At 68.1% G+C, this 24,123-nt stretch carries 21 protein-coding genes; 10 read left to right on the top strand and 11 right to left on the bottom strand.

The features are described from left to right. Positions 1–7 precede the first annotated feature (7 nt). Positions 8–1,222: a YVTN family beta-propeller repeat protein gene (locus AC1DYD_RS07450; RefSeq protein ID WP_478172111.1), complete on the bottom strand. Its 1,215-nt coding sequence runs from the start codon at positions 1,220–1,222 to the stop codon at positions 8–10. A gap of 128 nt (positions 1,223–1,350) precedes the next feature. Between AC1DYD_RS07450 and AC1DYD_RS07445 the strand changes: the two genes are divergently transcribed. Both AC1DYD_RS07445 and AC1DYD_RS07440 read left to right on the top strand, forming a co-directional pair. Next, entirely contained in the window at positions 1,351–1,914 is a 564-nt protein-coding gene (locus tag AC1DYD_RS07445; RefSeq protein ID WP_478172110.1) for a sigma-70 family RNA polymerase sigma factor, read from the top strand. Then, on the top strand, positions 1,901–2,572 hold the full coding sequence (locus AC1DYD_RS07440; RefSeq protein WP_478172109.1) for an anti-sigma factor family protein: 672 nt from the start codon (positions 1,901–1,903) through the stop codon (positions 2,570–2,572). The genes AC1DYD_RS07445 and AC1DYD_RS07440 overlap by 14 nt, the downstream gene beginning before the upstream one ends. On the opposite strand, the gene urtE is transcribed toward AC1DYD_RS07440, so the two are convergent. From urtE to ppk2, 8 genes are all read right to left on the bottom strand, one after another. After that, entirely contained in the window at positions 2,573–3,265 is a 693-nt protein-coding gene (gene urtE, locus AC1DYD_RS07435) for an urea ABC transporter ATP-binding subunit UrtE (protein WP_478172108.1), read from the bottom strand. A gap of 15 nt (positions 3,266–3,280) precedes the next feature. After that, positions 3,281–4,156 carry an urea ABC transporter ATP-binding protein UrtD gene (gene urtD / locus AC1DYD_RS07430; protein WP_478172107.1) on the bottom strand — a complete coding sequence of 292 codons (876 nt, stop codon included), beginning with the start codon at positions 4,154–4,156 and terminating at the stop codon, positions 3,281–3,283. Beyond that, on the bottom strand, positions 4,153–5,364 hold the full coding sequence (urtC, locus tag AC1DYD_RS07425) for an urea ABC transporter permease subunit UrtC (protein ID WP_478172106.1): 1,212 nt from the start codon (positions 5,362–5,364) through the stop codon (positions 4,153–4,155). The genes urtD and urtC overlap by 4 nt, the downstream gene beginning before the upstream one ends. A gap of 12 nt (positions 5,365–5,376) precedes the next feature. Next, positions 5,377–6,957 carry an urea ABC transporter permease subunit UrtB gene (gene urtB, locus AC1DYD_RS07420; RefSeq protein WP_478172105.1) on the bottom strand — a complete coding sequence of 527 codons (1,581 nt, stop codon included), beginning with the start codon at positions 6,955–6,957 and terminating at the stop codon, positions 5,377–5,379. A gap of 131 nt (positions 6,958–7,088) precedes the next feature. Further along, positions 7,089–8,357, bottom strand: coding sequence for an urea ABC transporter substrate-binding protein (gene urtA / locus AC1DYD_RS07415; RefSeq protein ID WP_478172104.1), 1,269 nt, complete (start codon positions 8,355–8,357; stop codon positions 7,089–7,091). Positions 8,358–8,655: 298 nt separating this feature from the next. Then, on the bottom strand, positions 8,656–9,501 hold the full coding sequence (locus AC1DYD_RS07410) for a lipase family protein (protein WP_478172103.1): 846 nt from the start codon (positions 9,499–9,501) through the stop codon (positions 8,656–8,658). A 23-nt stretch (positions 9,502–9,524) separates the two neighbouring features. Continuing rightward, positions 9,525–10,568: an extracellular catalytic domain type 1 short-chain-length polyhydroxyalkanoate depolymerase gene (locus tag AC1DYD_RS07405; protein WP_478172245.1), complete on the bottom strand. Its 1,044-nt coding sequence runs from the start codon at positions 10,566–10,568 to the stop codon at positions 9,525–9,527. A gap of 253 nt (positions 10,569–10,821) precedes the next feature. After that, on the bottom strand, positions 10,822–11,739 hold the full coding sequence (gene ppk2 / locus AC1DYD_RS07400) for a polyphosphate kinase 2 (RefSeq protein ID WP_478172102.1): 918 nt from the start codon (positions 11,737–11,739) through the stop codon (positions 10,822–10,824). A gap of 148 nt (positions 11,740–11,887) precedes the next feature. On the opposite strand from ppk2, the gene AC1DYD_RS07395 reads away from it, so the two are divergent. From AC1DYD_RS07395 to AC1DYD_RS07365, 7 genes are read left to right on the top strand one after another with little or no spacing between them, the layout of a single operon-like run. Then, positions 11,888–12,901, top strand: coding sequence for a transporter (locus AC1DYD_RS07395; RefSeq protein WP_478172101.1), 1,014 nt, complete (start codon positions 11,888–11,890; stop codon positions 12,899–12,901). Positions 12,902–12,948: 47 nt separating this feature from the next. Next, positions 12,949–13,803, top strand: coding sequence for a 3',5'-nucleoside bisphosphate phosphatase (locus tag AC1DYD_RS07390; protein WP_478172100.1), 855 nt, complete (start codon positions 12,949–12,951; stop codon positions 13,801–13,803). Beyond that, positions 13,800–14,738: a DMT family transporter gene (locus AC1DYD_RS07385; RefSeq protein ID WP_478172099.1), complete on the top strand. Its 939-nt coding sequence runs from the start codon at positions 13,800–13,802 to the stop codon at positions 14,736–14,738. Before AC1DYD_RS07390 ends, AC1DYD_RS07385 begins: the two co-directional genes overlap by 4 nt. Positions 14,739–14,766: 28 nt before the next feature. Then, positions 14,767–15,402: an L-threonylcarbamoyladenylate synthase gene (locus AC1DYD_RS07380; RefSeq protein WP_478172098.1), complete on the top strand. Its 636-nt coding sequence runs from the start codon at positions 14,767–14,769 to the stop codon at positions 15,400–15,402. A 41-nt stretch (positions 15,403–15,443) separates the two neighbouring features. After that, a complete protein-coding gene (locus tag AC1DYD_RS07375) occupies positions 15,444–16,115 on the top strand; it encodes a site-2 protease family protein (RefSeq protein WP_478172097.1) in 672 nt (223 codons plus the stop codon). Between the two features lie 7 nt (positions 16,116–16,122). Beyond that, on the top strand, positions 16,123–17,448 hold the full coding sequence (locus AC1DYD_RS07370) for a tryptophan--tRNA ligase (protein WP_478172096.1): 1,326 nt from the start codon (positions 16,123–16,125) through the stop codon (positions 17,446–17,448). 58 nt (positions 17,449–17,506) lie between these two features. Further along, positions 17,507–18,103 (top strand): LuxR C-terminal-related transcriptional regulator, encoded by a 597-nt coding sequence (locus AC1DYD_RS07365; protein WP_286369234.1) that lies wholly within the window; start codon positions 17,507–17,509, stop codon positions 18,101–18,103. A 119-nt stretch (positions 18,104–18,222) separates the two neighbouring features. Here the strand turns inward: AC1DYD_RS07365 and shkS are convergent, their stop codons facing one another. Then, positions 18,223–19,659, bottom strand: coding sequence for a surface-behavior sensor histidine kinase ShkS (gene shkS / locus AC1DYD_RS07360; RefSeq protein WP_478172244.1), 1,437 nt, complete (start codon positions 19,657–19,659; stop codon positions 18,223–18,225). A gap of 239 nt (positions 19,660–19,898) precedes the next feature. Continuing rightward, positions 19,899–23,489 carry an indolepyruvate ferredoxin oxidoreductase family protein gene (locus AC1DYD_RS07355; protein ID WP_478172095.1) on the bottom strand — a complete coding sequence of 1,197 codons (3,591 nt, stop codon included), beginning with the start codon at positions 23,487–23,489 and terminating at the stop codon, positions 19,899–19,901. Positions 23,490–23,581: 92 nt separating this feature from the next. Between AC1DYD_RS07355 and AC1DYD_RS07350 the strand changes: the two genes are divergently transcribed. After that, a complete protein-coding gene (locus AC1DYD_RS07350) occupies positions 23,582–24,100 on the top strand; it encodes an Lrp/AsnC family transcriptional regulator (RefSeq protein WP_478172094.1) in 519 nt (172 codons plus the stop codon). Positions 24,101–24,123 lie beyond the last annotated feature (23 nt).

Here is a 24,123-nt window from a genome sequence, read left to right as displayed (position 1 = left end):
CCGGCCGCTACTGCGCCTGCACCGTCACCCGCGCCATCATGTACGGGTGCACCGAGCAGACATAGTCGACCACGCCGGCCTTCGCGAAGACGCGGCTGAAGCTCTGGCCCGGCAGCATCTGCGACGTGCCCGGCGCGCCGTCGTTGAAGGCCAGGCCGTGCGGCGCGCCGTCGTCGTTGGTCCAGGTCACGCTGTCGCCGGCATGGACCGCGAGCTGCGCCGGCCCGAAGGCGAAGTTGTTGATCGAGACCTTCGCACCGCTTCCGGCGGCCCGATGCTGCACCGCCACCTTTCGCGGCGCATTGCCCACCGGGATGGTGACCACCGGCCCGCCCGCAAGATCGACCAGGCTGACGTCGTTCGATCCTTCGTTGGTCACCAGCACCTTCTTGCCGCCGGGCAGCACATCGACCCAGTGCGGCTGCTTGCCGACCGCGATGCTGCCGGTCGGCGCCTGCGTCGCCGGATCGAATAGCAGCAGCTCGCCCGGCCCCTGCACCACCACCACGCCAGCGCGGGCACCCGCGAACAGATGCGCCACGTGCGGCGAGACGCCGGTCGGGATCTGCGTCAGCAGCTTGTTCGATGCCGTGTCGAACACCTGCACCGCGCTGACCCCGGCCAAGGTCACGTAGAGCGCCTTGCCGTCGGGGCCGAGTTCGAGGTCGCGCGGGGTCTTCTCGAGCGGCACGCTCGCGGCCACCTTGCGCGTCGCCAGATCGATCACCACCAGCGCGAAGTTGCCGGGTGCCTGCGAGGACACATAGGCCTTCCTGCCGTCGGGACTGACCGTCAGCGTGTGCGGCTTGGGCACCGGCACCGTCGCCGCGACCGCATGCGTGGCGGCATCGACGAAGGCGACCCGGTCCTCGCCGTTCACGGCCACCAGCAGCCAGCGGCCATCGGGCGAGATGGCCAGGCCCTGCGGCCCCTTGCCGACCTCGACCGTGTCGACGATGCGGTCGCTGGCCGTGTCGATCACGCTGAGGCTGGAGGCACTGGCGCCGCTCACGAAGACCTGGCGGTCGTTGCGGCCGACCGCGATGCCGTCGGGGCCCGCGGCCACCGGCACCGTCGCGATCAGCTGTTGCGAATCGGTGTCGATCACGCTGACCGTGTTGTCCTTGAAATTGCCCACGTAGGCCTTGGCACCGGCGGCGAAGGCGGGGTTGGCCAGCAGCAGCGCCGCCAATGCGGTCGGAAGAATCGAATGCAGCTTCATGGAAGGACTCCTGAACAGAGGGGAAAGGAACAGAATCGGCAACAGGCATGACGGCGCCGGCGCCCTGGCTATTCCCGAAGCGCGGAATAAAGATCGAACCCGCACCGTCAAGCACGGGAAGGAACCCGTTGAACGAACGCACCCGCCGATTCGAAGCCGCGGCCCTGCCGCACCTGCCTGCCGCGTACAACCTCGCGCGCTGGCTGCTGCGCGACGACCGGCAGGCCGAGGACGCGGTGCAGGAGGCCTATCTGCGCGCCTTTCGCTTCTATGACGACCTGCGCGGCGACGCGGCCCGCCCCTGGCTGCTGGGCATCGTGCGCAACGCCTGCTACGACTGGATGCGCCAGCACCGCCACCTGGCCGACCAGGTCGAGTTCGACGAGCTGCGCGACAGCGTCGGCGGCAGCGAAGGCGCCGCGGGCTTCGGCGACCCGGCCGTGGCCTGGGAACGTCAGGCGCGCGGCCAGCGCGTGAACGCCGCGATCGAGGCGCTGGCGCCGCCGTTTCGGGAGGTCATCGTGCTGCGCGAGCTGGAGGAGATGTCGTATGAAGACATCGCGCGCATCGCCGGCGTTCCGATCGGCACGGTGATGTCGCGCTTGTCGCGCGCGCGCGCCTTGCTGCGCAGCGCGCTGCGGGCGGAGGCCCCGCAGGAACCCAGGGAAGGAAATCGTGATGCAAGCCACTGAAGACGACGAACTGGGTGCGCTGATCCGGCGCGAGGGCGTTCGGCACACGCCGTCCGCGGCGCTGGCCGAACGCATCCGCGCCGATCTGCAGGGCCTGCAGGCGCCCTCCCTTCGCCCGCCACGCCCGTCGGCACCGTCTCGCTGGCTGCAGGCCATCGCACTGTTCGGCACCGGCGCAGCCACCGCCTGGGGCCTGGCGCTCGCGCTGCTGGTGGCGCCGATGCAGGACGCCACGGGCGACGCCGTCACCGACAGCCACGTGCGCTCGCTGATGGGCTCGCACCTGGCCGACGTGGCCTCCACCGACCAGCACACGGTCAAGCCCTGGTTCGCCGGCAAGCTCGACTTCTCGCCGCCGGTGATCGATCTCGCGGCCGAAGGCATGCCGCTGGCCGGCGGCCGCCTCGACTACGTCGATGGGCACGCGGTCGCGGCGCTGGTCTACCGCTCGGGCCCGCACGTGATCAACCTGTTCGTGTGGCCCGCACCCGAGGCGAAGCCGCAGGACCCGCAGCTGCTCGTCAAGCGCGGCTACAACCTCGCGCACTGGACCCGGGCCGGCATGCAGGCCTGGGCGGTCTCGGACCTCAACGCGGCAGAGCTGAAGGCTTTCGCGGACCAGGCCAGCCAGCGGATGGCCACGGCGGCGCTGCCCTGATCAGATCGCCACCAGCTGGCGCACCCCGTTGGCTTCCATGTCCTTGCCCAGGCCGCGCGCGATGACCTCGCCGCGCTCCATCACCAGGTAGTCGTCGGCCAGCTCCTGGGCGAAGTCGTAGTATTGCTCGCACAGCACGATCGCCATGTCGCCGCGGTCGGCCAGCATGCGGATCACGCGGCCGATGTCCTTGATGATGCTGGGCTGGATGCCTTCGGTCGGCTCGTCGAGGATCAGCAGCTTCGGCTTGGGCGCCAGGGCGCGCGCGATCGCCAGCTGCTGCTGCTGGCCGCCCGACAGGTCGCCGCCGCGCCGGTTCAGCATCTGTTTCAGCACCGGGAACAACTCGTAGAGTTCGGGCGGAATCGGCGTTGCGCCCGACTTGTAGGCCAGGCCCATGCGCAGGTTCTCTTCGACCGTCAGGCGGGCGAAGATCTCGCGGCCCTGCGGCACGAAGCCCATGCCGGCGCGGGCCCGCTCGTAGGGCGTCTTCTTCTGGATCGGCGTGCCGTCGAATTCGATGCTGCCGCTCTTGATCGGCACCAGGCCCATCAGCGACTTCAGCAGCGTGGTCTTGCCGACGCCGTTGCGGCCCAGCAGCACGGTGACCTTGCCGAGCCGGGCCTCGAAACTGACATCGCGCAGGATGTGCGAGCCGCCGTAGTACTGGTGGATGTTCTTGACGCTGAGCATGTATGTCCTTCCTGGTCAACGGCCTAGGTAGACCTCGATCACCCGCTCGTCCGCCTGCACTTCATCGAGCGTGCCCTGCGCCAGCACCGAGCCGTCGCACAGCACCGTGACGATCTCCGAGATCGTCCGGATGAAACTCATGTCGTGCTCGACCACCATCAGCGAGTGCTTGCCCTTCAGGCTCAGGAACAGCTCGGCGGTGCGCGCCGTCTCCTCGTCCGTCATGCCCGCCACCGGCTCGTCGAGCAGAAGCAGCTTGGGGTCCTGCATCAGCAGCATGCCGATTTCCAGCCACTGCTTCTGGCCGTGGCTCAGGTTGCCTGCCAGCCGCAGCACGCTGTCTTCGAGATGGATCGTGTGCAGCACCTCGGCCAGCCGGTCGGACTGCGCCGAATCGAGCCTGAACAGCATCGAGGCCTTGACGCCCTTGTCGGTCTTGAGCGCGAGCTCGAGATTCTCGAACACGGTCAGGTGCTCGAAGACGGTCGGCTTCTGGAACTTGCGGCCGATGCCGAGCTGGGCGATCTCGGCCTCCTTGTGGCGCAGCAGGTCGATGGTGCTGCCGAAGAACACCGTGCCCTCGTCGGGCCGGGTCTTGCCGGTGATGATGTCCATCATCGTCGTCTTGCCCGCGCCGTTGGGCCCGATGATGCAGCGCAGCTCGCCCGGCGCGATGTCGAGCGAGAGCTTGTTGATCGCCTTGAAGCCGTCGAAGCTCACGCTGACGTCCTCGAGGTAGAGGATGCGGCCGTGGGTGACGTCGACTTCGCCGGTCGCATGCCGGCCATAGCCCGCCGCGCGCCCGCCTGATTCGGTCTGCAAGGCGTGGCCGACCATGCCGCCATGGCGGGCGATGCGCTCGGCGCCGGCTTCCATCAGGTCGGGCGTCATGCGCGCGCTCCCTTGGCTTCGACCGCCAGCGGCACCAAGGCCGAAGGCTCGACGCCCTGCTCCGCCGCCACCGCGCGCTGCGCTTCGCGCCGGCCTTCGCTCGGCGCCTTGACCCTGGACTTCCATTTCTTCACCAACCCGACGATGCCGTCGGGCAGGAACAAGGTCACGGCGATGAACAGCGCGCCCAGGAAGTACAGCCAGTATTCGGGATAGGCCACCGTCAGCCAGCTCTTCGCGCCATTGACGATGAAGGCGCCGATGATCGGCCCGATCAGCGTCGCCCGGCCGCCGACCGCGGCCCAGATCGCGATCTCGATCGAATTGGCGGCGCTCATCTCGCCCGGGTTGATGATGCCGACCTGCGGCACGTAGAGCGCACCGGCCACGCCGCACATGATGGCCGAGATGACCCAGATCGTGAGCTTGTAGCCGAGCGGGTTGTAGCCCGAGAACATCACGCGCGTCTCGGCATCGCGGATGGCCTGCAGCACGCGGCCGAACTTGCTCGCGATCAGCCACTTCGAGAACAGGAAGAAGCCCAGCAAGGTGAGGCCGGTCAGCGCGAACAGGGTCATGCGCATTTCCTGCGTCTGGATCGGGATGCCCAGGATTCGCTTGAAGTCGGTGAAGCCGTTGTTGCCGCCGAAGCCGGTCTCGTTGCGGAAGAACAGCAGCATCGCGGCGAAGGTCATGGCCTGCGTGATGATCGAGAAGTACACGCCCTTGATGCGCGAGCGGAAGGCGAAGAAGCCGAACACGAAGGCGATCAGCCCCGGCACCGCAACGATCAGGACCAGCGTGGCGATGAAGCTGTCGCTGAAGCTCCAGTGCCAGGGCAGCGTCTTCCAGTCGAGGAACACCATGAAGTCCGGCAAGTCGCTCTTGTAGTTGCCGTCGCGGCCGATCTGGCGCATCAGGTACATGCCCATCATGTAGCCGCCGAGCGCGAAGAACAGGCCGTGGCCCAGCGACAGGATGCCGGTGTAGCCCCAGATCAGGTCCATCGCGAGCGCGCAGATGGCGTAGCACATGATCTTGCCGACCAGCGCCACCGCGTAGTCGCTCATGTGCAGTGCGCTGCCCGTGGGCACCATGATGTTGAGCACCGGCGCCACTGCACAGACCACGATCAGCGCGACGAAGAAGACGGTCCAGCCCTTGCCGCTGAGCAGCGGGCCCTTGGTGGGAAGTTTGTTGGAAGACATGAGTGGGTTCGCCTAGGCTTCCGCGCTCCGGCCTTTCATCGCGAAGATGCCTTGCGGACGCTTCTGGATGAAGACGATGATGAAGACCAGCACCGCGATCTTCGCGAGCACCGCGCCGGCCCAGCCTTCGATGAACTTGTTCAGGATGCCCAGGCCCATGGCGGCATACACGGTGCCGGCGAGCTGGCCGACGCCGCCCATCACGACCACCATGAACGAGTCGACGATGTAGCTCTGGCCGAGGTCGGGGCCGACATTGCCGATCTGCGAGAGCGCGCAGCCCGCCAGGCCGGCGATGCCGGAGCCGAGCGCAAAGGCGTAGGTGTCGATGCGCGCGGTGTTCACGCCCATGCACGAGGCGATCGGGCGGTTCTGCGTGACGCCGCGAACGAACAGGCCGAGCCGCGTGCGGCCGATCAGCCAGCCCATGGCGAGCAGCACCAGCACGGCGAAGATGATGATGCAGATGCGGTTCCAGGGCAGCACGACATTGCTCAGCAGGGTCAGGCCGCCGCTCATCCACGACGGGTTCTCGACGCCGACGTTCTGGGCGCCGAAGAGCGAGCGCACCAGCTGCTGCAGCATCAGCGAGATGCCCCAGGTGGCCAGCAGCGTCTCGAGCGGCCGGCCGTACAGGAAGCGGATCACGCCGCGCTCGAGCACCGCGCCGACCAGCGCCGACGCCAGGAAGGCCACCGGGATCGCCGCCACCAGGTACCAGCCGAAGGCCGACTCCGGAAAGTAGCGCTGGAAGATGCCCTGCATCACGTAGGTGGCGTAGGCGCCGATCATCATCAGCTCGCCGTGCGCCATGTTGATGACGCCCATCAGCCCGTAGGTGATCGCCAGGCCGAGCGCGGCCAGCAGGAGCACCGAACCCAGGCTGATGCCGCTGAAGATCGCGTTGATGCGGTCGCCCCAGACCAGCGAGCCGTCGATGCTGCTGATCGACGCCACGATGGCCGCCTTGACATCGGCCTCGGTCTCGTCGGCCAGCCGCTGGTTGAGCAGCAGCTTGGTCTCGGGGCTGCGGCTGGCGCCCAGGTCCTTGGCGGCGGCCAGCCGCTTGCCCTTGTCGGTGCTCGTGAGCAGACTGGCGGCGCGCACCAGCTCGAGCTGCGCCTTGATCTTGGGGTTGGTCTCGGCGGCCAGCGCCTTCTCGACCATCGGCAGGCGCGACTCGTCGGGCTCCTTGAACAGTGCCAGGGCGGCCTCGGAGCGCACCGCGTCGTCCTTGCTCGTGAGCTTGAGCGCGGCCTGCGCGGCGTCGAGCGCGCCGCGCATCATGTTGTTGTTGACCACGTCCTCGGCGTCCTCGGGCAGCTTCTGCTCGGCGCCGGTGACCGGGTCGTAGGCCTTGTCGTCCTTGATGACGAAGACCTTGTCGGCCGTGAACTTGACGGCGTCGTCCGCCATCGCCTGGATGAAGGCGGCGGTCTTTTCGTCCGCCGTCGTGACGGCCTTGTTGAGCGCCGCGATGCGCGCCTCGGACTCGCCCGAAGCAATCGCCTTGGCCTCCTCGCCGGTCAGCGCGTGGCCAGGCAGAACAGTCAGCAGCAAAACCGCCGCCAGGCAGGAGTGAAAAAGGCGCATAGGAGAATAAGGTGCGGCGTGGTCTTCTCTGTTCCAGAAACACCGCGGAACCGGCTTCGCCGGGCCGCTGGTGTTGCCCCCTGGAGGGGGAGCTCGCTACACGAAGTGAGCGAGATTCGGGGGTGGGCCAGCTACATCGATTTTCCGGACGGATAGTCCGGCTTCTTGTCGTTGCCTTCGATGTACGGGCTCCACGGCTTGGCCTTGACCGGGCCCGGCGTCTTCCACACCACGTTGAACTGGCCGTCGGCCTTGATCTCGCCGATGAACACGCTCTTGTGCAGGTGGTGGTTCTTCTCGTCCATCTTCGAGACGATGCCCGAGGGCGCGGTGAAGGTCTGGCCGGCCATCGCCGCGATCACCTTGTCGGTGTCGGTGCTCTTGGCCTTCTCGACCGCCTGCTTCCACATGTGGATGCCGATCCAGGTGGCTTCCATCGGGTCGTTGGTCAGCGGCTTGTCCYTGTGGCCGGCGATGTTCTTGGCCTTGGCGTAGTCGCTCCACTGCTTGATGAACGCCGTGTTGGTCGGGTTCTTGATGCTCATGAAGTAGTTCCAGGCAGCAAGGTGGCCCACGAGCGGCTTGGTGTCGACGCCGCGCAGCTCTTCCTCGCCGACCGAGAAGGCGACCACCGGCACGTCCTTGGCCTTCAGGCCGGCATTGCCGAGTTCCTTGTAGAAGGGCACGTTGGAGTCGCCGTTGATGGTCGAGACCACCGCGGTCTTGCCGCCGGCCGAGAACTTCTTGATGTCGGCGACGATGGTCTGGTAGTCGCTGTGGCCGAAGGGCGTGTACTTCTCGTCGATGTCGCTGTCCTTCACGCCCTTGCTCTTGAGGTAGGCGCGCAGGATCTTGTTGGTGGTGCGCGGGTAGACGTAGTCGGTGCCCAGCAGCACCCAGCGCTTGGCGCCGCCGCCTTCCTTGCTCATCAGGTAGTCGACCGCCGGAATCGCCTGCTGGTTGGGCGCGGCGCCGGTGTAGAAGACGTTCTTGCTGAGCTCTTCGCCCTCGTACTGCACGGGATAGAACAGCAGGCCGTTCATTTCCTCCACCACCGGCAGCACCGACTTGCGCGAGACCGAGGTCCAGCAGCCGAAGATCACCGCGACCTTGTCCTGGCCGAGCAGCTGCTTGGTCTTTTCAGCGAACAGCGGCCAGTTGGAGGCCGGGTCGACCACCACGGGCTCGAGCTTCTTGCCCAGCACGCCGCCCTTCGAGTTGATGTCGTCGATGGCCATCAGCACCGTGTCCTTCAACACGGTCTCGGAGATCGCCATCGTGCCCGACAGCGAATGCAGGACGCCGACCTTGATGGTGTCCTGCGCGAAGGCAGGCACCGCGGACAGGCTGGCGAGAGCGACGGCGGCGGTCATCGCCTTGAGTGTGAATCGACGTTGCATGGTGACTACCTTCTCCTGGTTGGGTTGGAACGATGGAGCGGAGTCTGCGGACGGGGCGCCGCCGCGAAAATACGCCCAGTGGCGTACGGGGGGCGACGTTTCAAGGCCGGCAAAGCCAGGCCCCTTCGTGAAACACCGAGGAACCGGCTTCGCCGGGCCTCAGGTGTTGCCCCCGGTAGGGGGCTGAGGAGCCGCGGCTCCAAGCCTGCCTGCGCAGGCTTGGACGGCTCCGAAGAGCCGCTGCCTCTGGCAGCGACTCGAGGCGGGCTACACGAAGTGAGCCCAGCCTGGGGGCGAGCTAAAAAAACGCTCTCGCGTAATTGATCGGCGCATGGTCCGCCAACTCCCGCAGCAGCACCGAGCCCGGCCGCCATGCGTGCTCCGCCGCGTACCGCGCCCGGCCCTGGATGCGGTCGGCCTCGATCTCCGACGGGCTCGGATCCTCCACGCAGAGGCCGTCGATGCAGCGGATGTAGCTGACCGCCCCGACGTGCGCGTAGAAGGACAGCGCCGGCGGCAGTTGCGTCACGACGTCGCAGCCGTCGACGACGCGCATCACGCGCAGCTCGCTCAGGGCCGAGACGAAAACCGCGTCGCCGACGCGCGGCGAGCCGAGCGTGACCAGCAGGGCCGGCTGCAGGACGGTGGCGGCCAGCGTGGCAAGCGCGGCACCCAGGCTGTGCCCGGCAAGGATCAGACGGTTGTGCTGGCCCGCCGCGCTGCCCAGCCAATCGTTGACCTGCGGCAGCACCGATCGCGCCGCCTCGGCAAATCCGGCATGCACGCGGCCGCCGCTTTCGCTCCAGTCGACCTGTTGCGCCTGGAGGTTGGTTGCCAGGTGGCGAATCTCGTCGGGCTGGGTGCCGCGGAAAGCGATCAGCGCGCTGCCGTCCGCGTTGAGGCTGCCGAAGGCGAAGGTGGCATCGTCACGAAACAAGGCCGGTGCGCCGAAACCCGCGCAGGCCAGCGCCTCGGTCAGCCGCCGCATTTCGGCCTCGGATTCCTCCGCCCGATAGTAGGCCAGCCGCGCAGCCTCGACCGCCCACTGTGCGGGCGTGTAGCTGCATCCGGCCTCGAACAGCGTCGGCTGCCGCTCGGGCGTGTACAGCGCGGTCCGGCTGGCGTCATAGGGGATGGACGGCATCGGCGGCTCCAGGCAGGTCGACCCTAGGTTCGCGGCGCGGCACGCCGGAACTGGCGGGCCACGAAGGCCCACACCAGCTTCGAGGCATCGGGTCCGGCGGCGTCGGTGAAGCGCATGCTCGACGCTCCGCCGCTCCATGCATGGCCCAGGCTGGCAATCTCGCACAGCGTGACCATCGTCCGGCCGCCACGGTTGAAGTCGGTGACGCGCATCGGATGGCGCTTGCCGCGCTGCATCGCCCGCACCGCCCCGGGCCGGCCGCCGGTGGCGACCGCCCAGACCTCCGCGCTGCTGCCGGCGTTGCTCGGCGCGACCACGCTGTCGGCGTCGCCGTGCAGGATCAGCAGCGGCGGCAGCGTGGTGAATGCCGCTGCCGCGCCCATCGCCTTGCCGACCGCGGTGGCCGGCATCGGCGGCACATGCTGGCCGCGCATGGCACCCAGCGCGGTGGCGGGCGACCTGGCCGCGCCGGGCGCCACGCCCGAATGCATGGCAACCGCCTTGAAGCGCGCCGGATAGCGGGTGGCCAGCAGGGCCGCCATGCTGGCACCGGCGGACAACCCGGCGATCGCCACCCGCTCGCGATCGGCCGGATACAGCAGCAGCACCTGGTCGATCGCGGCCATCAAGGTGGCGGCCTCGGCATCGGCCTTGCCGGAACGACGGTCATACCAGTTCCAGCAGCCCTGCGCATTGGCCAGGCGATCCTGCTCGGGATAGAGAACCAGGAAGCGTTCGCGGTCGGCGACCCGGTTCATGCGGGTGGCGATCGCGAAATCGCGCCCGGTCTGGGCGCAGCCGTGCAGCATGACCATCAGGGGCAGCTGCTCGCCCGGCTCCAGCGCCAGTGCGGGCGGGCGATAGAGGTGGTAGCGCCGCGCCCCGGCCGGTCCCAGCGCGGCGCCGGGGATCCAGTCGCCACGCCCCGGCGGCGGCTTGAGCTGCTCCACCGCCACGCTCCGGACCCGCTGGGCGATCCGCTTGCCGCTACCCAGCGTCGCCTTGGTGAGCGCGTTCAGGCCGCGCTTGTAGGCACGGGTCAGCGGAGAGGGCGAACGAGGGGACATGGCGGCGGCGGAGGCGGAGGCGTGCATCGTTGCGAACACGGTAGCAGCTTCGCCCCCGGCCAGCTACCCGACCATCGGCCGGCCCGGGGAGCGCGCCGTCAATCAGTGCTCCACCACGTGATCGCGTGACCCGCGACGCATGAAACCGGCGCAGCCAAATGCCAGGGATACCGCGGAACCGGCTTTGCCGGGCCGCCGGTATCGCCCCTCTTGAGGGGGGAAGCGCCGCAGGCGCTTCGGGGGGTGTTTCATTTCAGTACCGCTCGGGCACATACATGCTGGCAGGCACGGGGTGGCGCAGGTAGTCGGCGTTCCGGACCCGCGCCGGCAGCGCCACCGGCGGGTGCGCCACCTCGTGGTAGGGCAGCTGGCCCAGCAGGTGGCTGATGCAGTTCAGGCGCGCCTTCTTCTTGTCGACCGCCTGCACCACCCACCAGGGCGCCTCGGGGATGTGGGTGCGGTCCAGCATCGTCTCCTTGGCCTTGGTGTATTCCTCCCAGCGGCGGCGCGATTCGAGGTCCATCGGGCTCAGCTTCCACTGCTTCAACGGGTCGTGAATACGGCCGAGGAAACGCATGTGCTGCTCCTCGTCGGTGATCGAGAACCAGTACTTGATCAGCTTGATGCCCGAGCGCACCAGCATCCGCTCGAAGTCGGGCACGGTGCGGAAGAATTCCTCGTACTCCTCGTCGGAGCAGAAACCCATCACCCGTTCGACGCCGGCGCGGTTGTACCAGCTGCGGTCGAACAGCACCATCTCGCCGGCCGCCGGCAGGTGCGCCACGTAGCGCTGGAAGTACCACTGGGTACGCTCGCGGTCGTTCGGCGCCGGCAGGGCCGCAACGCGCACCACGCGCGGATTGAGCCGCTGGGTGATCCGCTTGATGACGCCGCCCTTGCCCGCGGCATCGCGCCCTTCGAACAGGATCACGACCTTCTGCCGGCTGTGCTGGACCCAGTCCTGCAGCTTAACCAGCTCGCCCTGAAGCCGGAACAGCTCCTTGAAGTAGGCCTGGCGCCCCGCCTTGTCGGTGACCACGCCCGTCTCCAGCTCGTCGAGGCTGCGGTCCTCGAGCTCGAGTTCGATCTCCTCGTCGTAGCTGTCCACCAGGTCACGCGCGATGCGCGCCACCAGGTCCTCGGGGTCACTGAACGTACTCGGCAGCGTCATGGTTCGACTCGAATGGCAAAGGGAATGCCACCATGCTGAGGCCGCCGGATGACGGTCTCGTGACAGAAAGTACACCGCGCCGCCGCCGTCACACGGCTGACACATGCCGCCGGCAGCATCCCGCGACACCGACCATGCCCATCGCACCATGAACTCGATCGCTGGCGCCTACGGCAGCGACGACGCCGGGCTGATCTGCGGCTACCTGTTCGATGCCGCCGCCCCGGAACCGGTGCGCGCAGTCGATTCCGCACAGGCAGCCGATTGGCTGGCGACCGGCACCGCCCCCGGCGCCTATCTCTGGCTGCATTTCAACCTGAGCCATGCCCAGGCCGAACGCTGGCTGCTGCGCCACGCCGGCCTGTCCGGCATCTTCTTCGAGACCCTCAAGGAGGGCCTGCACTCGACCCGGATCGAGCGCGCCGACGACTCGCTGATCGCGGTCATCAACGACGTCCATTTCGATTTCAGCTTCGAGCCCTCCGACATCTCGACCCTGTGGATCAGCGTCGGCCCGCGGCTGGTGGTGACCGCGCGAACCCAGCCGCTGCGATCGGTCGATGCGCTGCGCACCGCGGTCAAGTCCGGCGACGCCCCGCGTTCCAGCACCGAGCTGCTCGAGCACCTGCTGCGGGTGCAGGCCGACGTGCTGGTGAGGATCGTGCGCGACGTGACCGGGCGCATCGACGACATCGAGGACGCGCTGCTGGCCGGCCGGCTCGACCACAAGCGGGCCCGGCTGGGCGTGCTGCGCCGGGTGCTGGTGCGGCTGCAGCGGCTGCTGGCGCCCGAGCCGGCGGCGCTGTTCCGGCTGCTGCAGAGCCCGCCCGCCTGGATGGCCGAGCCCGATGTGCTGGAGCTGCGCGGCTCGACCGAGGAATTCTCGGTGGTGCTGCGCGACATGGTCGGGCTGCAGGAGCGCATCAAGCTGCTGCAGGAAGAAATCGCCGCCGATGTCAACGAGGACAACAACCGCAGCCTGTTCGTGCTGACCGTCGTGACCGTGCTGGCCTTGCCGATCAACATCCTGGCCGGCCTGTTCGGCATGAACGTCGGCGGCATCCCGCTGGCCGACCACCGGCACGGCTTCTGGATCGTGGTGGCGATCGTGATGAGTTTCACCGCGGTCGCAGCCTGGCTCGCGTTCCGCAAGAAACGTTGAAAAAGCGGGCCGCCGCAGGCCATTTCGAGAAAGAATAAACTCGTGCGGTGTCCTCCATCCTCAATGCCGACCTGCACTGCCATTCCGTCGTATCGGACGGCACGCTGACACCCGAGGCATTGGCGGAACGCGCCGCCGCCAACGGCGTCGAGCTCTGGGCCCTGACCGACCACGACGAGGTCGGCGGCCAGCACCGCGCCGCCGCCGCTGCCCGCGCGCACGGCATGAAGTACCTCACCGGCACCGAGATCTCGGTCACCTTCGCCGGCGAAACCGTGCACATCGTCGGGCTGGGCTTCGACCCCGATGACGCTGCGATCGGCGAAGGCCTCTACGACACCCGTGGCGGCCGCGGCAAGCGCGCCATGGAAATGTCCGAGGGCCTGGCCCGGGTCGGCATCCACGGCGCCTACGAGGGCGCGCTGCGCTTCGTCGGCAACCCCGAGCTGATCTCGCGCACCCACTTCGCCCGCTTTCTGGTCGAGGCCGGCCACTGCCGCGACACCTCCGAGGTGTTCCGCAAGTTTCTGACCGAAGGCAAGCCCGGCTACGTGCCGCACCGCTGGGCCTCGCTCAAGGACGCGGTGCAGTGGATCACCGCCGCCAACGGACTGGCCGTGATCGCCCACCCCGGCCGCTACAAGTTCACGGCCAACGAGGAATACGCCCTCTTCCTCGAGTTCAAGGCCCACGGCGGCCGGGCGATCGAGGTGGTCACCGGCAGCCACACGCCGGCCGAGTACGTCGAGTACGCCGACAAGGCACTCGAGTTCGATTTCGCCGCCTCGCGCGGCAGCGACTTCCACAGTCCCGACGAAAGCCATTGCGACCTCGGCAAGCTGCCGCCGCTGCCCGGCCAGCTGACCCCGGTGTGGGAACTGCTGGAGCACCGCATCCAGTGACGGCCCAGGCGAGCGAGGCCGTCGCGCCGAAAGGCACCCGCGACCTGGAATCGGAGCGCATCCTGGCCGGCATCGGCCTGGTCCTGCTGGCGGTGGCCTGCTTCGCCACGCTCGACACCGCCACCAAGCTGTCGACCGCGGCCGTGCCGATCCTGATGGGCCTCTGGGTCCGCTATTTCTTCCAGGCGGTGGCGACCACGCTGGTGCTGCTGCCGCGCCGTGGCACCGCGCTGCTGCGCACCCGCCATCCGCGCTACCAGCTACTGCGCGGCGCCCTGCTGCTGGCCTCGAGCACGCTGGCCTTCTTCAGCCTGCGCTACATGCCGCTGGCCGAGTTCACCTCGATCGTGCTGATCGCGCCGCTGGTGATCACGCTGCTGGCCGCCACCACGCTGAAAGAGCAGGTGTCGCGGCTGCGCTGGGCGCTGGTGGCGGGCGGTTTCGCGGGCACGCTGGTGATCCTGCGCCCGGGCGGCGAGGCCTTCAGCTGGGCCATGTTCCTGCCGATCGGGCTGGTGCTGACCAACGCCTGGTTCCAGGTGCTGACCAGCAAGCTGGCGCAGACCGAAGACCCGCTGACGATGCACTTCTACACCGGCTGGGTCGGCGCGCTGCTGGCCTCGTTGGCGCTGCCCTTCGTCTGGACCGCGCTGCCGTCCTGGCACTGGTGGGCCCTGCTGTGCCTGATGGGTTTCATGGGCACGGTCGGCCATTTCATCCTGATCCTGGCCTACCAGCGGGCGCCGGCCTCCACGCTGACGCCCTATCTCTATGCGCAGATCGCCTTCGCGATGCTGGGCGGCTGGGTCATCTTCGCCTATGTGCCGGACAGCATCTCGCTGATCGGCATGGGCATGATTGCGGTCTGCGGGGCGGCCGGCGCCTGGCTCACCGTGCGCGAACGCCGGGTTCCCATCGAGCCCGCCGAATCATGATCCGCCGCCAGGCGGCAGAATCGACCCCATGGCCCAGTTTTTCGAAGTCCACCCCGACAACCCCCAGCAGCGCCTGCTGAAGCAGGCGGTCGCCCTGCTGGCCCGCGGCGAGATCGTCGCCGTGCCGACCGACTCCAGCTACGCGCTGGCCTGCCACCTCGACGACAAGGACGCGGTCGACCAGCTGCGCCGGATCCGCCAGGTCGACGACAAGCACCACCTGACGCTGATCTGCCGCGACCTGAGCGAACTCTCGAACTACGCCCGGGTCGACAACAAGCAGTACCGGCTGCTGAAGGCGGCCACGCCCGGCCCCTACACCTTCCTGCTCGAGGCCACCAAGGAAGTGCCGCGCCGGGTCAGCCATCCGCAGCGCAAGACCATCGGCCTGCGGGTGCCCGACCACCGGGTGCTGCTGGAGCTGCTGACCTTGCACGGCGAGCCGCTGCTGGCGACCACGCTGATCCCGCCCGGCGAAACCGAGGCCATGAACGATCCGACCCAGATCCGCGAGCGCTTCGAAAAGCAGATCGGCGCCGTGATCGATGCCGGCGCCTGCCCCTCGGAACCGACCACCGTGGTCGACCTCACGCCCATGGGCACCGGTGGCGAACCGCTGCTGGTGCGGCAGGGGCGCGGCCCGCTGGCCGCCCTGGGCCTGTGAATCCCGCCAGGGACAGTCTTACCGTCTGAGACAATCCGGCGGTGGATATTCAAAACCTGATTCAAACCGTCCTGATCTACGCCCTGCCCGTGGTCTTCGCGATCACGGTGCACGAAGCGGCCCATGGCTACGTGGCACGGTACTTCGGCGACAACACGGCCTACCTGCTGGGCCGCGTGACGCTCAACCCGTTCAAGCACATCGACCCGGTCGGCACCATCCTGATGCCGCTGCTGCTGTACTTCGCCACCTCGGGCGCCTTCCTGTTCGGCTACGCCAAGCCGGTGCCGGTCAATTTCAACCGCCTGCGCCACCCCAAGCGCGACATGATCTGGGTCGCGCTGGCCGGTCCCGTCTCGAACTTCGTCCAGGCCATCGTCTGGGCACTGTTCCTGGTCGGCCTGGTCGGCGCCGGCATCAACGAAACCTTCTTTATCAAGATGGCCCAGGGCGGCGTGCTGGTCAACCTCGTGATGTGGGCCTTCAACCTGTTCCCGCTGCCCCCGCTCGACGGCGGCCGTGTGCTGGCCGGCCTGCTGCCACGCGGGGGCGCCCAGGAGTTGCTGGCCCGCATCGAGCCCTACGGCTTCTTCATCGTGATGGGCCTGGTCATCGCCGGCGTCGTCAGCACCTGGTGGTTGAGCCCGCTGATGGCCTTCGGCTACCAGGCCATCTCGCTGCTGCTGAGCCCGCTCACCGCCCTCATTCGCTGAACTTCCCATGGTCCTTCTTCCCGATACGCCCATCCGCTTCCTGACCGGCATCACCACCAGTGGCACGCCGCACCTCGGCAACTATGTCGGTTCGGTGCGCCATTCGGTGCGATTCAGCCGCCGCGACGACGTTCAGAGTTTCTATTTCCTGGCCGACTACCACGCGCTGATCAAGGTCGACGAACCGGCCCGCATCCAGCGCTCGACGCTCGAGATCGCCGCCACCTGGCTGGCCTGCGGGCTGGACCCGGAGCGCGTCACCTTCTACCGCCAGTCCGACATCCCCGAAATCCCCGAGCTGACCTGGTTCCTCACCTGCGTCACGGGCAAGGGCCTGCTCAACCGTGCCCATGCCTACAAGGCGCAGGTCGACAAGAACAGCGCCAAGGGCGAGGACCCGGACGCCGACGTCAGCGCCGGCCTCTTCATGTACCCGGTGCTGATGGGCGCCGACATCCTGATGTTCAACGCCCACAAGGTGCCGGTGGGCCGCGACCAGGTGCAGCACATCGAAATGGCGCGCGACATGGCGCAGCACTTCAACCATCTGTACGGCGAGCACTTCACGCTGCCCGAGGCCGAGATCGACGACACGGTGGCGACCTTGCCGGGCCTCGACGGCCGCAAGATGAGCAAGAGCTACGACAACACGATCCCGCTCTTCACACCCCGCGCGCAGCTGCACAGGCTGATCAACGGCATCGTGACCGACTCGCGCGCGCCGGGCGAACCCAAGGACACCGAGGGTTCGGCCCTGTTCCAGATCTACCAGGCCTTCGCCGACGACGAGGAGACCGAGACCCTGTGCCGGGCCTACGCCGACGGCATCGGCTGGGGCGACGCCAAGCAGATGCTGTTCGAGCGCATCGACCGCGAGGTGGCGCCGATGCGGGCGCACTACGAAGCCCTGCTCAACGATCCGGCCCAGATCGAGCGGATCCTGCGCAACGGCGCCGAGAAGGCGCGCGCGCTGTCGCGGCCCTTCATGGAGGGCCTGCGCCACGCGGTCGGCCTGCGCAATCTCGCCAGCCACAACCAGGCGGTGGCGCCCAAGGCGGCCAAGGTGGCGCGGCCCAGCTTCAAGCAATACCGCGAGCGCGACGGGCTTTTCTATTTCAAGTTGCTCGACGCAAGTGGTGCGCAGCTGGTACAAAGCCGGGGATTCACAACACCGCAGGAGGCGGGCCGGGCGATCGGAACGCTGCGGCAGCAGCGGGGGGCCGCCCTGGCGCAGCTCGCCGCGCAGCTCGAGGCAATGGACGACGAAGTTAGGCGTGCGGCTTCGGCCGCACTGGAAGCGCTGGCCGCAGCCGATGCGGCAAGCGAGGGCTAAAGGGACAATCTACCGCAGCGATGGGCAATGCCCGACCTGTGGACACTGCGAGTAAATCATGAGTATCTATGTCATCGACGACCACCCCCTGATGCGCGACGCCATCGTGATGGTGTTGCGACGCCTGCGACCGGCCGAGAACATCGTCGAACTCGAGCGCCTCGACAAGCTGGCGGCGGCCGTCAAGCAACACGGGGCGCCCGGCCTGTTCTGCCTCGACCTGAAGCTGCCCGACACCACCGGCGTCTCGGGCGTCGTGGCGGTCAAGCTGGCCTATCCGGACGTGCCGATCGCGGTGTATTCCGCCTCGCCCTCGGCCGACATGGAAGAAGCCTGCATCGAGGCCGGTGCCGACACCTACATCGAGAAATCGGCCAGCTCGGCCGAGCTCACGGCCGCGCTGCGCGGCCTGCTGATGGCCGACACCGACGCCGAAGAGCCGGTGGCTGCCGCCAACAGCAAGCTGTCGAAGCGACAGACCCAGCTGATCGCCATGCTCGACCAGGGCATGAGCAACCGCGACATCGCCACCGAGCTCGACATCAGCGAGCACACGGTCAAGGTGCATCTGTGGCGGCTGTTCCGGCGCCTCGGCGTGAAGAGCCGGACGCAGGCGCTGCACCACGCCCGCACCAACGGCCTGCTTTCGGGCTGACCCCCAGGTTGGCTCACTTCGTGTAGCCGCCCACCCCCTCTCCGGGGGGCAACACCAGAGGCCCGGCAAAGCCGGTTCCTCGGTGTTCCACGAACGGGCCTGGCTGCGCCGGCCGGGGCTCAGCCCACGGCGCCCGAGATGCGGGTCTGGGCTTGCGTTTCGTCGGCGTCGTGCAAGGCGACGCGGAACACGCTGCCGCGTCCCAGCCGCGAGCGCACGCTGACCGGATGGCCGAGGGCATGCGACAGCCGCGCGACGATCGCCAGGCCGAGGCCGAAGCCGTCCGAGGTGCCGGCATGGTCGGCCACCTTGTAGAACTCCAGGAAGACATCGCGCAGGTGCTCGCGCGCGATGCCGATGCCGGTGTCCCACACCTCCACCCGCAGGCCGTCGCGGGTCTGCCTCGAAGCCAGCAGGATGCCGCCCTCGGCGGTGTACTTGGTCGCGTTGGCCAGCAGGTTGCCGATCATCCGGCGGACCCGGATCGGGTCGGTCAGCACCGTGCCGGGCGTCACGTGCATGCGGAAGGTCAGTCCCTTGGCCTCGGCCACGGGCCGGTATTGCAGCTCGAGGTCGTGCAGCAGCTGGGCCACATCGACCCGCTCGATGTGCAGCCGCACCTGCCCCGAATCGATGCGGGCGAGGTCGAACAGCGAATCGAACAAGGCATTCACGGCGTGCGTGGCGCGGACGATCTTGGGCGCGATCTCGGCCACCAGTTCGGGCTCGTTGCGCAGCCAATCGGCATAGAGCGACAGCGCCAGCACCGGCTGGCGCATGTCATGCGCCGCACTGGCGAGGAAGCGGTTCTTCATGGCCACCGCCGAGACCGCCGCCTGCCGCTGCTGCGTCAGCGAGTTGATCAGGATGTGGTTGTGGAACAGCAGCTCGAAGCTGTTGCGCGCGGTCTCGTGGATGCGCCGGCCGGCCCGCAGGAGCAGCCACCAGTGCAGCACCGGCAGCATCAGGAAACCGTAGTGGAAATGCGGCCGCGCGAACTTGAGCTCGATCATGCGCAGCACGATCGACGCCAGCATCGTGAAGAACAGGGTGTTGACGTAGCGCCTGAGCAGCGGCGGGTGCAGCGCCAGGCCGTTGAGCGGGAAGGTCGCCACGCCGGCCACGATCAGCCAGCTCATGAACTGGTTCACCAGCGGCGTGCGCTCGAAGAAGATCAGGATCGACAGGCCCCAGGCGAAGCCGCTGGCACTCCAGAGATAGCGGTAGCGCTCGACGAAGTACTGCTGGGCGGCCGAATCGCGGTCGGCGTAGTGCCGGGCATAGAGCTGTTCGCCCCAGATCCGGCAGGCGGTGGCGGCGATGCCGATGACCAGCCAGACGATCAATTGCCAGGCCGGCACATGGCCCCAGCTCAGGCCGACCATCGCCGGCATCAGCGCCGCGGCCAGCAGATAGGAGCCCCGCGAGGCCCGCATCAGGCTGCGGATGAGTTCGCCGCGCACCCACGGCTCGGCCTCGTCGGCTGAGGCCGGTGCCGGTGTGAGGCTGGCAAAGGACGAGTTGCCCAGCCCCGCGAACGACGAATTACCCACCATGGCTTTCACGCCCTTGTCATCCAGGCCACAAAATAAAAAGAAAAAGGCCCCTGGCGAGGGGCCCTGCATGCGGCACTGCGGCTCGCAACTGAAATAGGTCGGAGGCCGGAGGCCGCCTCGTGCCACGCACCCCCGGTGCGCCAGGCGCTAGGGCGTGATCTTAATTGGCCGATCGCGCGTCACCGGTCAAATCATTCCCTTATTCGTCGCGTGCGCACAACGCAGCATGGAGAAAGCACTCAGTGCGCCACCACCGCGATGCCGCGGATCTGCCCGGCCTTGGCCTCGGCGACCGGCCGCGGATAGCGCTCGGGCGCAAAGCGGTGCAGCAACTCGGCCTCGCGGCCGCGCGCCAGCGCCAGGTTGGCCAGCTTCACGTGGCCGTAGCCGCGGATCGCCAGCGGCACCGCGGCGATCTGCGCCGCCAGCCGCTGGTTGGCGGGCGCGAGCCCGGCCATCAACTCGTCCAGCCGGGCGTCGAAGCGCTCGATCAGCTCGCGCTCCAGCCGACGCTCCTCGGTGTGGCCGAAGAGGTCGAAGGCCGTGCCCCGCAGCAGCTTGCCGCGCGCCAGCCACTTCATCGCCGGCAGCATCCAGCCACCGAGGCGGATCTTGACCGGCGGCTGGCCGTTCTTCGGCCGCGCCAGGAACGGCGGCGCCATGTGGAACTCGAGCTTGAGATCGCCTTCGAACTGCTCGGCGAGCTTCTCGCGAAAGCTGCCGTCGCTGTAGAGGCGCGCCACTTCGTACTCGTCCTTGTAGCTCATGAGCTTGAGCAGGCTCTGGGCCGCATTGCGCGTGACGGGCAGGGACGGATCACCGCCGGCCATTGCGGCCTCGCGCTGGCGCACGGACTGCACCCTGGCCTCGAAGCGCTTGGCCCAGGCGGCGTTCTGATAGCCGGCCAGGTGCCGCATGGCCCTGGCGATCAGCGCATCCAGCGATTCGTCTTCGGGCGCCACAGCCGGTGCCCCGCGCAAGGCATCGATGGCCTGCGGATCGCCCGCGGCCAGGCGGCCGAGCGAGAACGCCATCTGGTTCGCCGCCACGGCGACGCCGTTCAGTTCGATCGCACGCGTCAGCGCCTCGAGGCTCAGCGGGATCAGGCCGCACTGCCAGGCATAGCCCGCCGCCAGGATGTTCGATGCCAGCGTGTCGCCGAGGAACTCTTCGGCCAGCGTCTGGGCATCGAAGGTCTGCACCTGGTCGCGGCCGGCGACGAAGCGCATCTTCTCGAGCAGCAGTTCGGTCTTGAGGTCGGCATCCGGGTTGCGCAGGGACTCGGCCACCGGGATCTCGTGCATGTTCGCGAGGATCCGGGTGCGGCCATGGCGCACGGTCTGCAGCGCATCGGGCGAGGCACCGACCACCACGTCGCAGGCCAGGATCGCGTCGGCCTGCTGGGTGTCGATGCGCACCTGGTTCAGGCGCTCCGGCGTGTCGGCCAGGCGCACGAAGCTCAGCACCGCGCCGCCCTTCTGCGCGAAACCCATGAAGTCGAGCACGCTGGCCGACTTGCCTTCGAGGTGCGCGGCCATCGCGATCACCGCGCCCACGGTCACCACGCCGGTGCCGCCGACACCGGTGACCAGCAGGTCGTAGGGCGCGGTCCAGCCATGGGCCGCCGGCCGCGGCAACGCCTCCACGTGGCGCAGGAAGGCGTCCTTGCCGGCCGCCAGCGCGCCGCTCTTCTTGCGCAGCGCGCCGCCGCTGACGCCGACGAAACTCGGGCAGAAGCCCTGGGCGCAAGAGTAGTCCTTGTTGCAGCTGGTCTGGTCGATCTTGCGCTTGCGGCCGAACTCGGTCTCGTGTGGCAGCACCGCCACGCAGTTGCTCTGCACGGTGCAGTCGCCGCAGCCCTCGCACACCGCCTCGTTGATGAACAGGCGCTTGGCCGGGTCGGCCAGCTCGCCCTTCTTGCGGCGGCGGCGCTTTTCGGCGGCGCAGGTCTGCTCGTAGATCAGCACCGTCACGCCGGGCACTTCGCGCAGGCGCCGCTGCACCGCGTCGAGCTCGGCGCGGTCGTGGAACTCGATGCCGGCCGGGAACTTGGCCCTCATCGCGTCGTACTTCTCGATCGCATCGCTGACCACCACCACCTGCTTCACGCCTTCGGACTCGACCTGGCGGGCGATCGCGTCGACGCTGATGATGCCGTCGACCGGCTGGCCGCCGGTCATCGCCACTGCATCGTTGAACAGGATCTTGTAGGTCAGCGTCGCCTTGGCCGCCACCGCCTGGCGGATCGCGAGATAGCCCGAGTGGTAGTAGGTGCCGTCGCCGAGGTTCTGGAACACGTGCGGCGTGCGCGTGAACATCGAGTGCGAGACCCAGTCGACGCCCTCGCCGCCCATCTGGATCAGCCCGGCCGTGCTGCGGTCCATCCAGTTCGCCATGAAGTGGCAGCCGATGCCGGCGCGCGCGGTCGAACCCTCGGGCACCTTGGTGCTGGTGTTGTGCGGGCAGCCGGCGCAGAAGTACGGCAGCCGCTTGACCGAGTCGCCATCATTGCTGAGCAATTCGGGCGGCGTGAAGTCGCGCACATGCTGCAGGTGGTCGCCGAGCTCGCTGTTGCCGGGGAAATGGGTCTCGAGCCAGTGCGCCACCAGCTCGATCAGCCGCGACGGCCGCAGCTCGCCGAGTGCCGACACCAGCGGCCGGCCCTCGCGGTCCTGCTTGCCGACCAGCGCCGGGCGGGTGCCGGGCGGCGCGTTGTAGAACAGCTCGCGCAGCTGCGTCTCGACGATGGCGCCCTTTTCCTCGACGATCAGGATCTCGTCGAGGCCCTGCGCGAAGTCCTTGATGCGGGTCTGCTCGATCGGGAAACTCAGGCCCACCTTGTAGAGCCGCACCCCGGTGCGGGCCAGTGCCTCCGGCGTCACCTCGAGGCGGCGCAGCACCTCCATCAGGTCGTAGTGGGCCTTGCCGCAGGTCACGATGCCGACCTTGGCCTGCGGGCTCTCGATCACGTGGCGATCGATTGCGTTGACCCGCGTGAAGGCGGCCACCGCCGCCAGCTTGTCGGCCAGCCGCGACTCGATGCGCAGCGAGGGCAGGTCGGGCCAGCGGTAGTGCAGCCCATCGACCGGCTCGCGGTGGCCGGTGGCGGCGCGCACGGTGTCGGCATCGGCCCAGGTCGCGACGCGTGCATGGATCAGGTCGAGGTCGACCGTGCTGCCGCTCTCGACCACTTCCGACAGCGCCGCCATCCCGACCCAGGCGCCCGAGTAGCGCGACAGTTCATAGCCGTAGAGACCGAACTCGAGGTACTCGGCCACCGAGGCCGGCTGCAGCACCGGCATGCTCCAGGCCATGAAGGCATGGTCGCTCTGGTGCGGCATCGAGGACGAGACGCAGCCATGGTCGTCGCCCGCCACCACCACCACGCCGCCGTGCGGCGAGGAGCCGTAGGCGTTGCCGTGCTTGAGCGCATCGCCGGCGCGATCGACGCCCGGGCCCTTGCCGTACCACATCGCGAACACGCCCTCGACCGTGCGCTCGGGGTCCGATTCGACGCGCTGCGTGCCGAGCACCTGCGTCGCCGCCAGTTCCTCGTTGATCGCCGGCACGAAGCGGATGCCGGCCTCCTCGAAAGCCTTGCCGGCCTTCCAGATCGCCAGGTCGACCATGCCCAGCGGCGAGCCCCGATAGCCGCTGACGAAGCCCTGGGTGTTCAACCCGCGGGCCGCATCGCGCTGGCGCTGCATCAGCAGCACCCGGATCAGCGCTTGCGTGCCGGTCAGGAAGACGGCGCCCGATTTGGCCCACAGGCTGTCGCTCAGCTTGTAGTCGGCGCGCAGGACGGGCGCTTCGTTTGGGAGGCTTTTCATGGCCGAAATTGTTCCATCGCCCGGCGAGGAAGTGCTTCTTCAATACACTATCGATTCCCCCTGATTGGAGGATGAAATTCTCCAGATGCGCCATGAACATCGATTCCATTCTTCTTGACGCCCACAGCCTGAAGATCCTTTTCGAGCTGCAACGCGATGCGCGGCAGACCGTGCAGCAGATTTCCGAGGCCGTCGGGCTCTCGCCGACCCCCTGCTGGAAGCGCATCAAGGACATGGAGGCGGCCGGCGTGATCCGTGGCTACACCGCCGTGATCGACCGCGAGAAAGTCGGCCTGCACGTGGCGGCGGTGGCCGAGGTCAATCTCGACCGCCACAGCGAATCGCAGGTGCAGCGCTTCGAGGACGCGGTCGCCGCCAGCCCGCAGATCACCAGCTGCGTCTCGGCCACCGGGCCGGCGGACTACATCCTCACGGTGCTGGTGCAGGACATGAAGCACTACGAGCGCTTCCTGCACGAGACCCTGTTCAGCCTCCCGGGCGTGACGCACGTGCGTTCGAGCATCGTGCTGCGGCAGGTGAAATCCGAGGTGGCGCTGCCGATCGAGCAGGTGGTGAAGCCGGCCGCAGCGCCGCGCGGGCGGCGGCGCTGAGGGACCCGGGCGGTAGCATGCGA

This window comes from Variovorax sp. P4_B11 (genome assembly GCF_056402355.1).
This window is presented reverse-complemented; position numbering and strand designations above follow the sequence as displayed.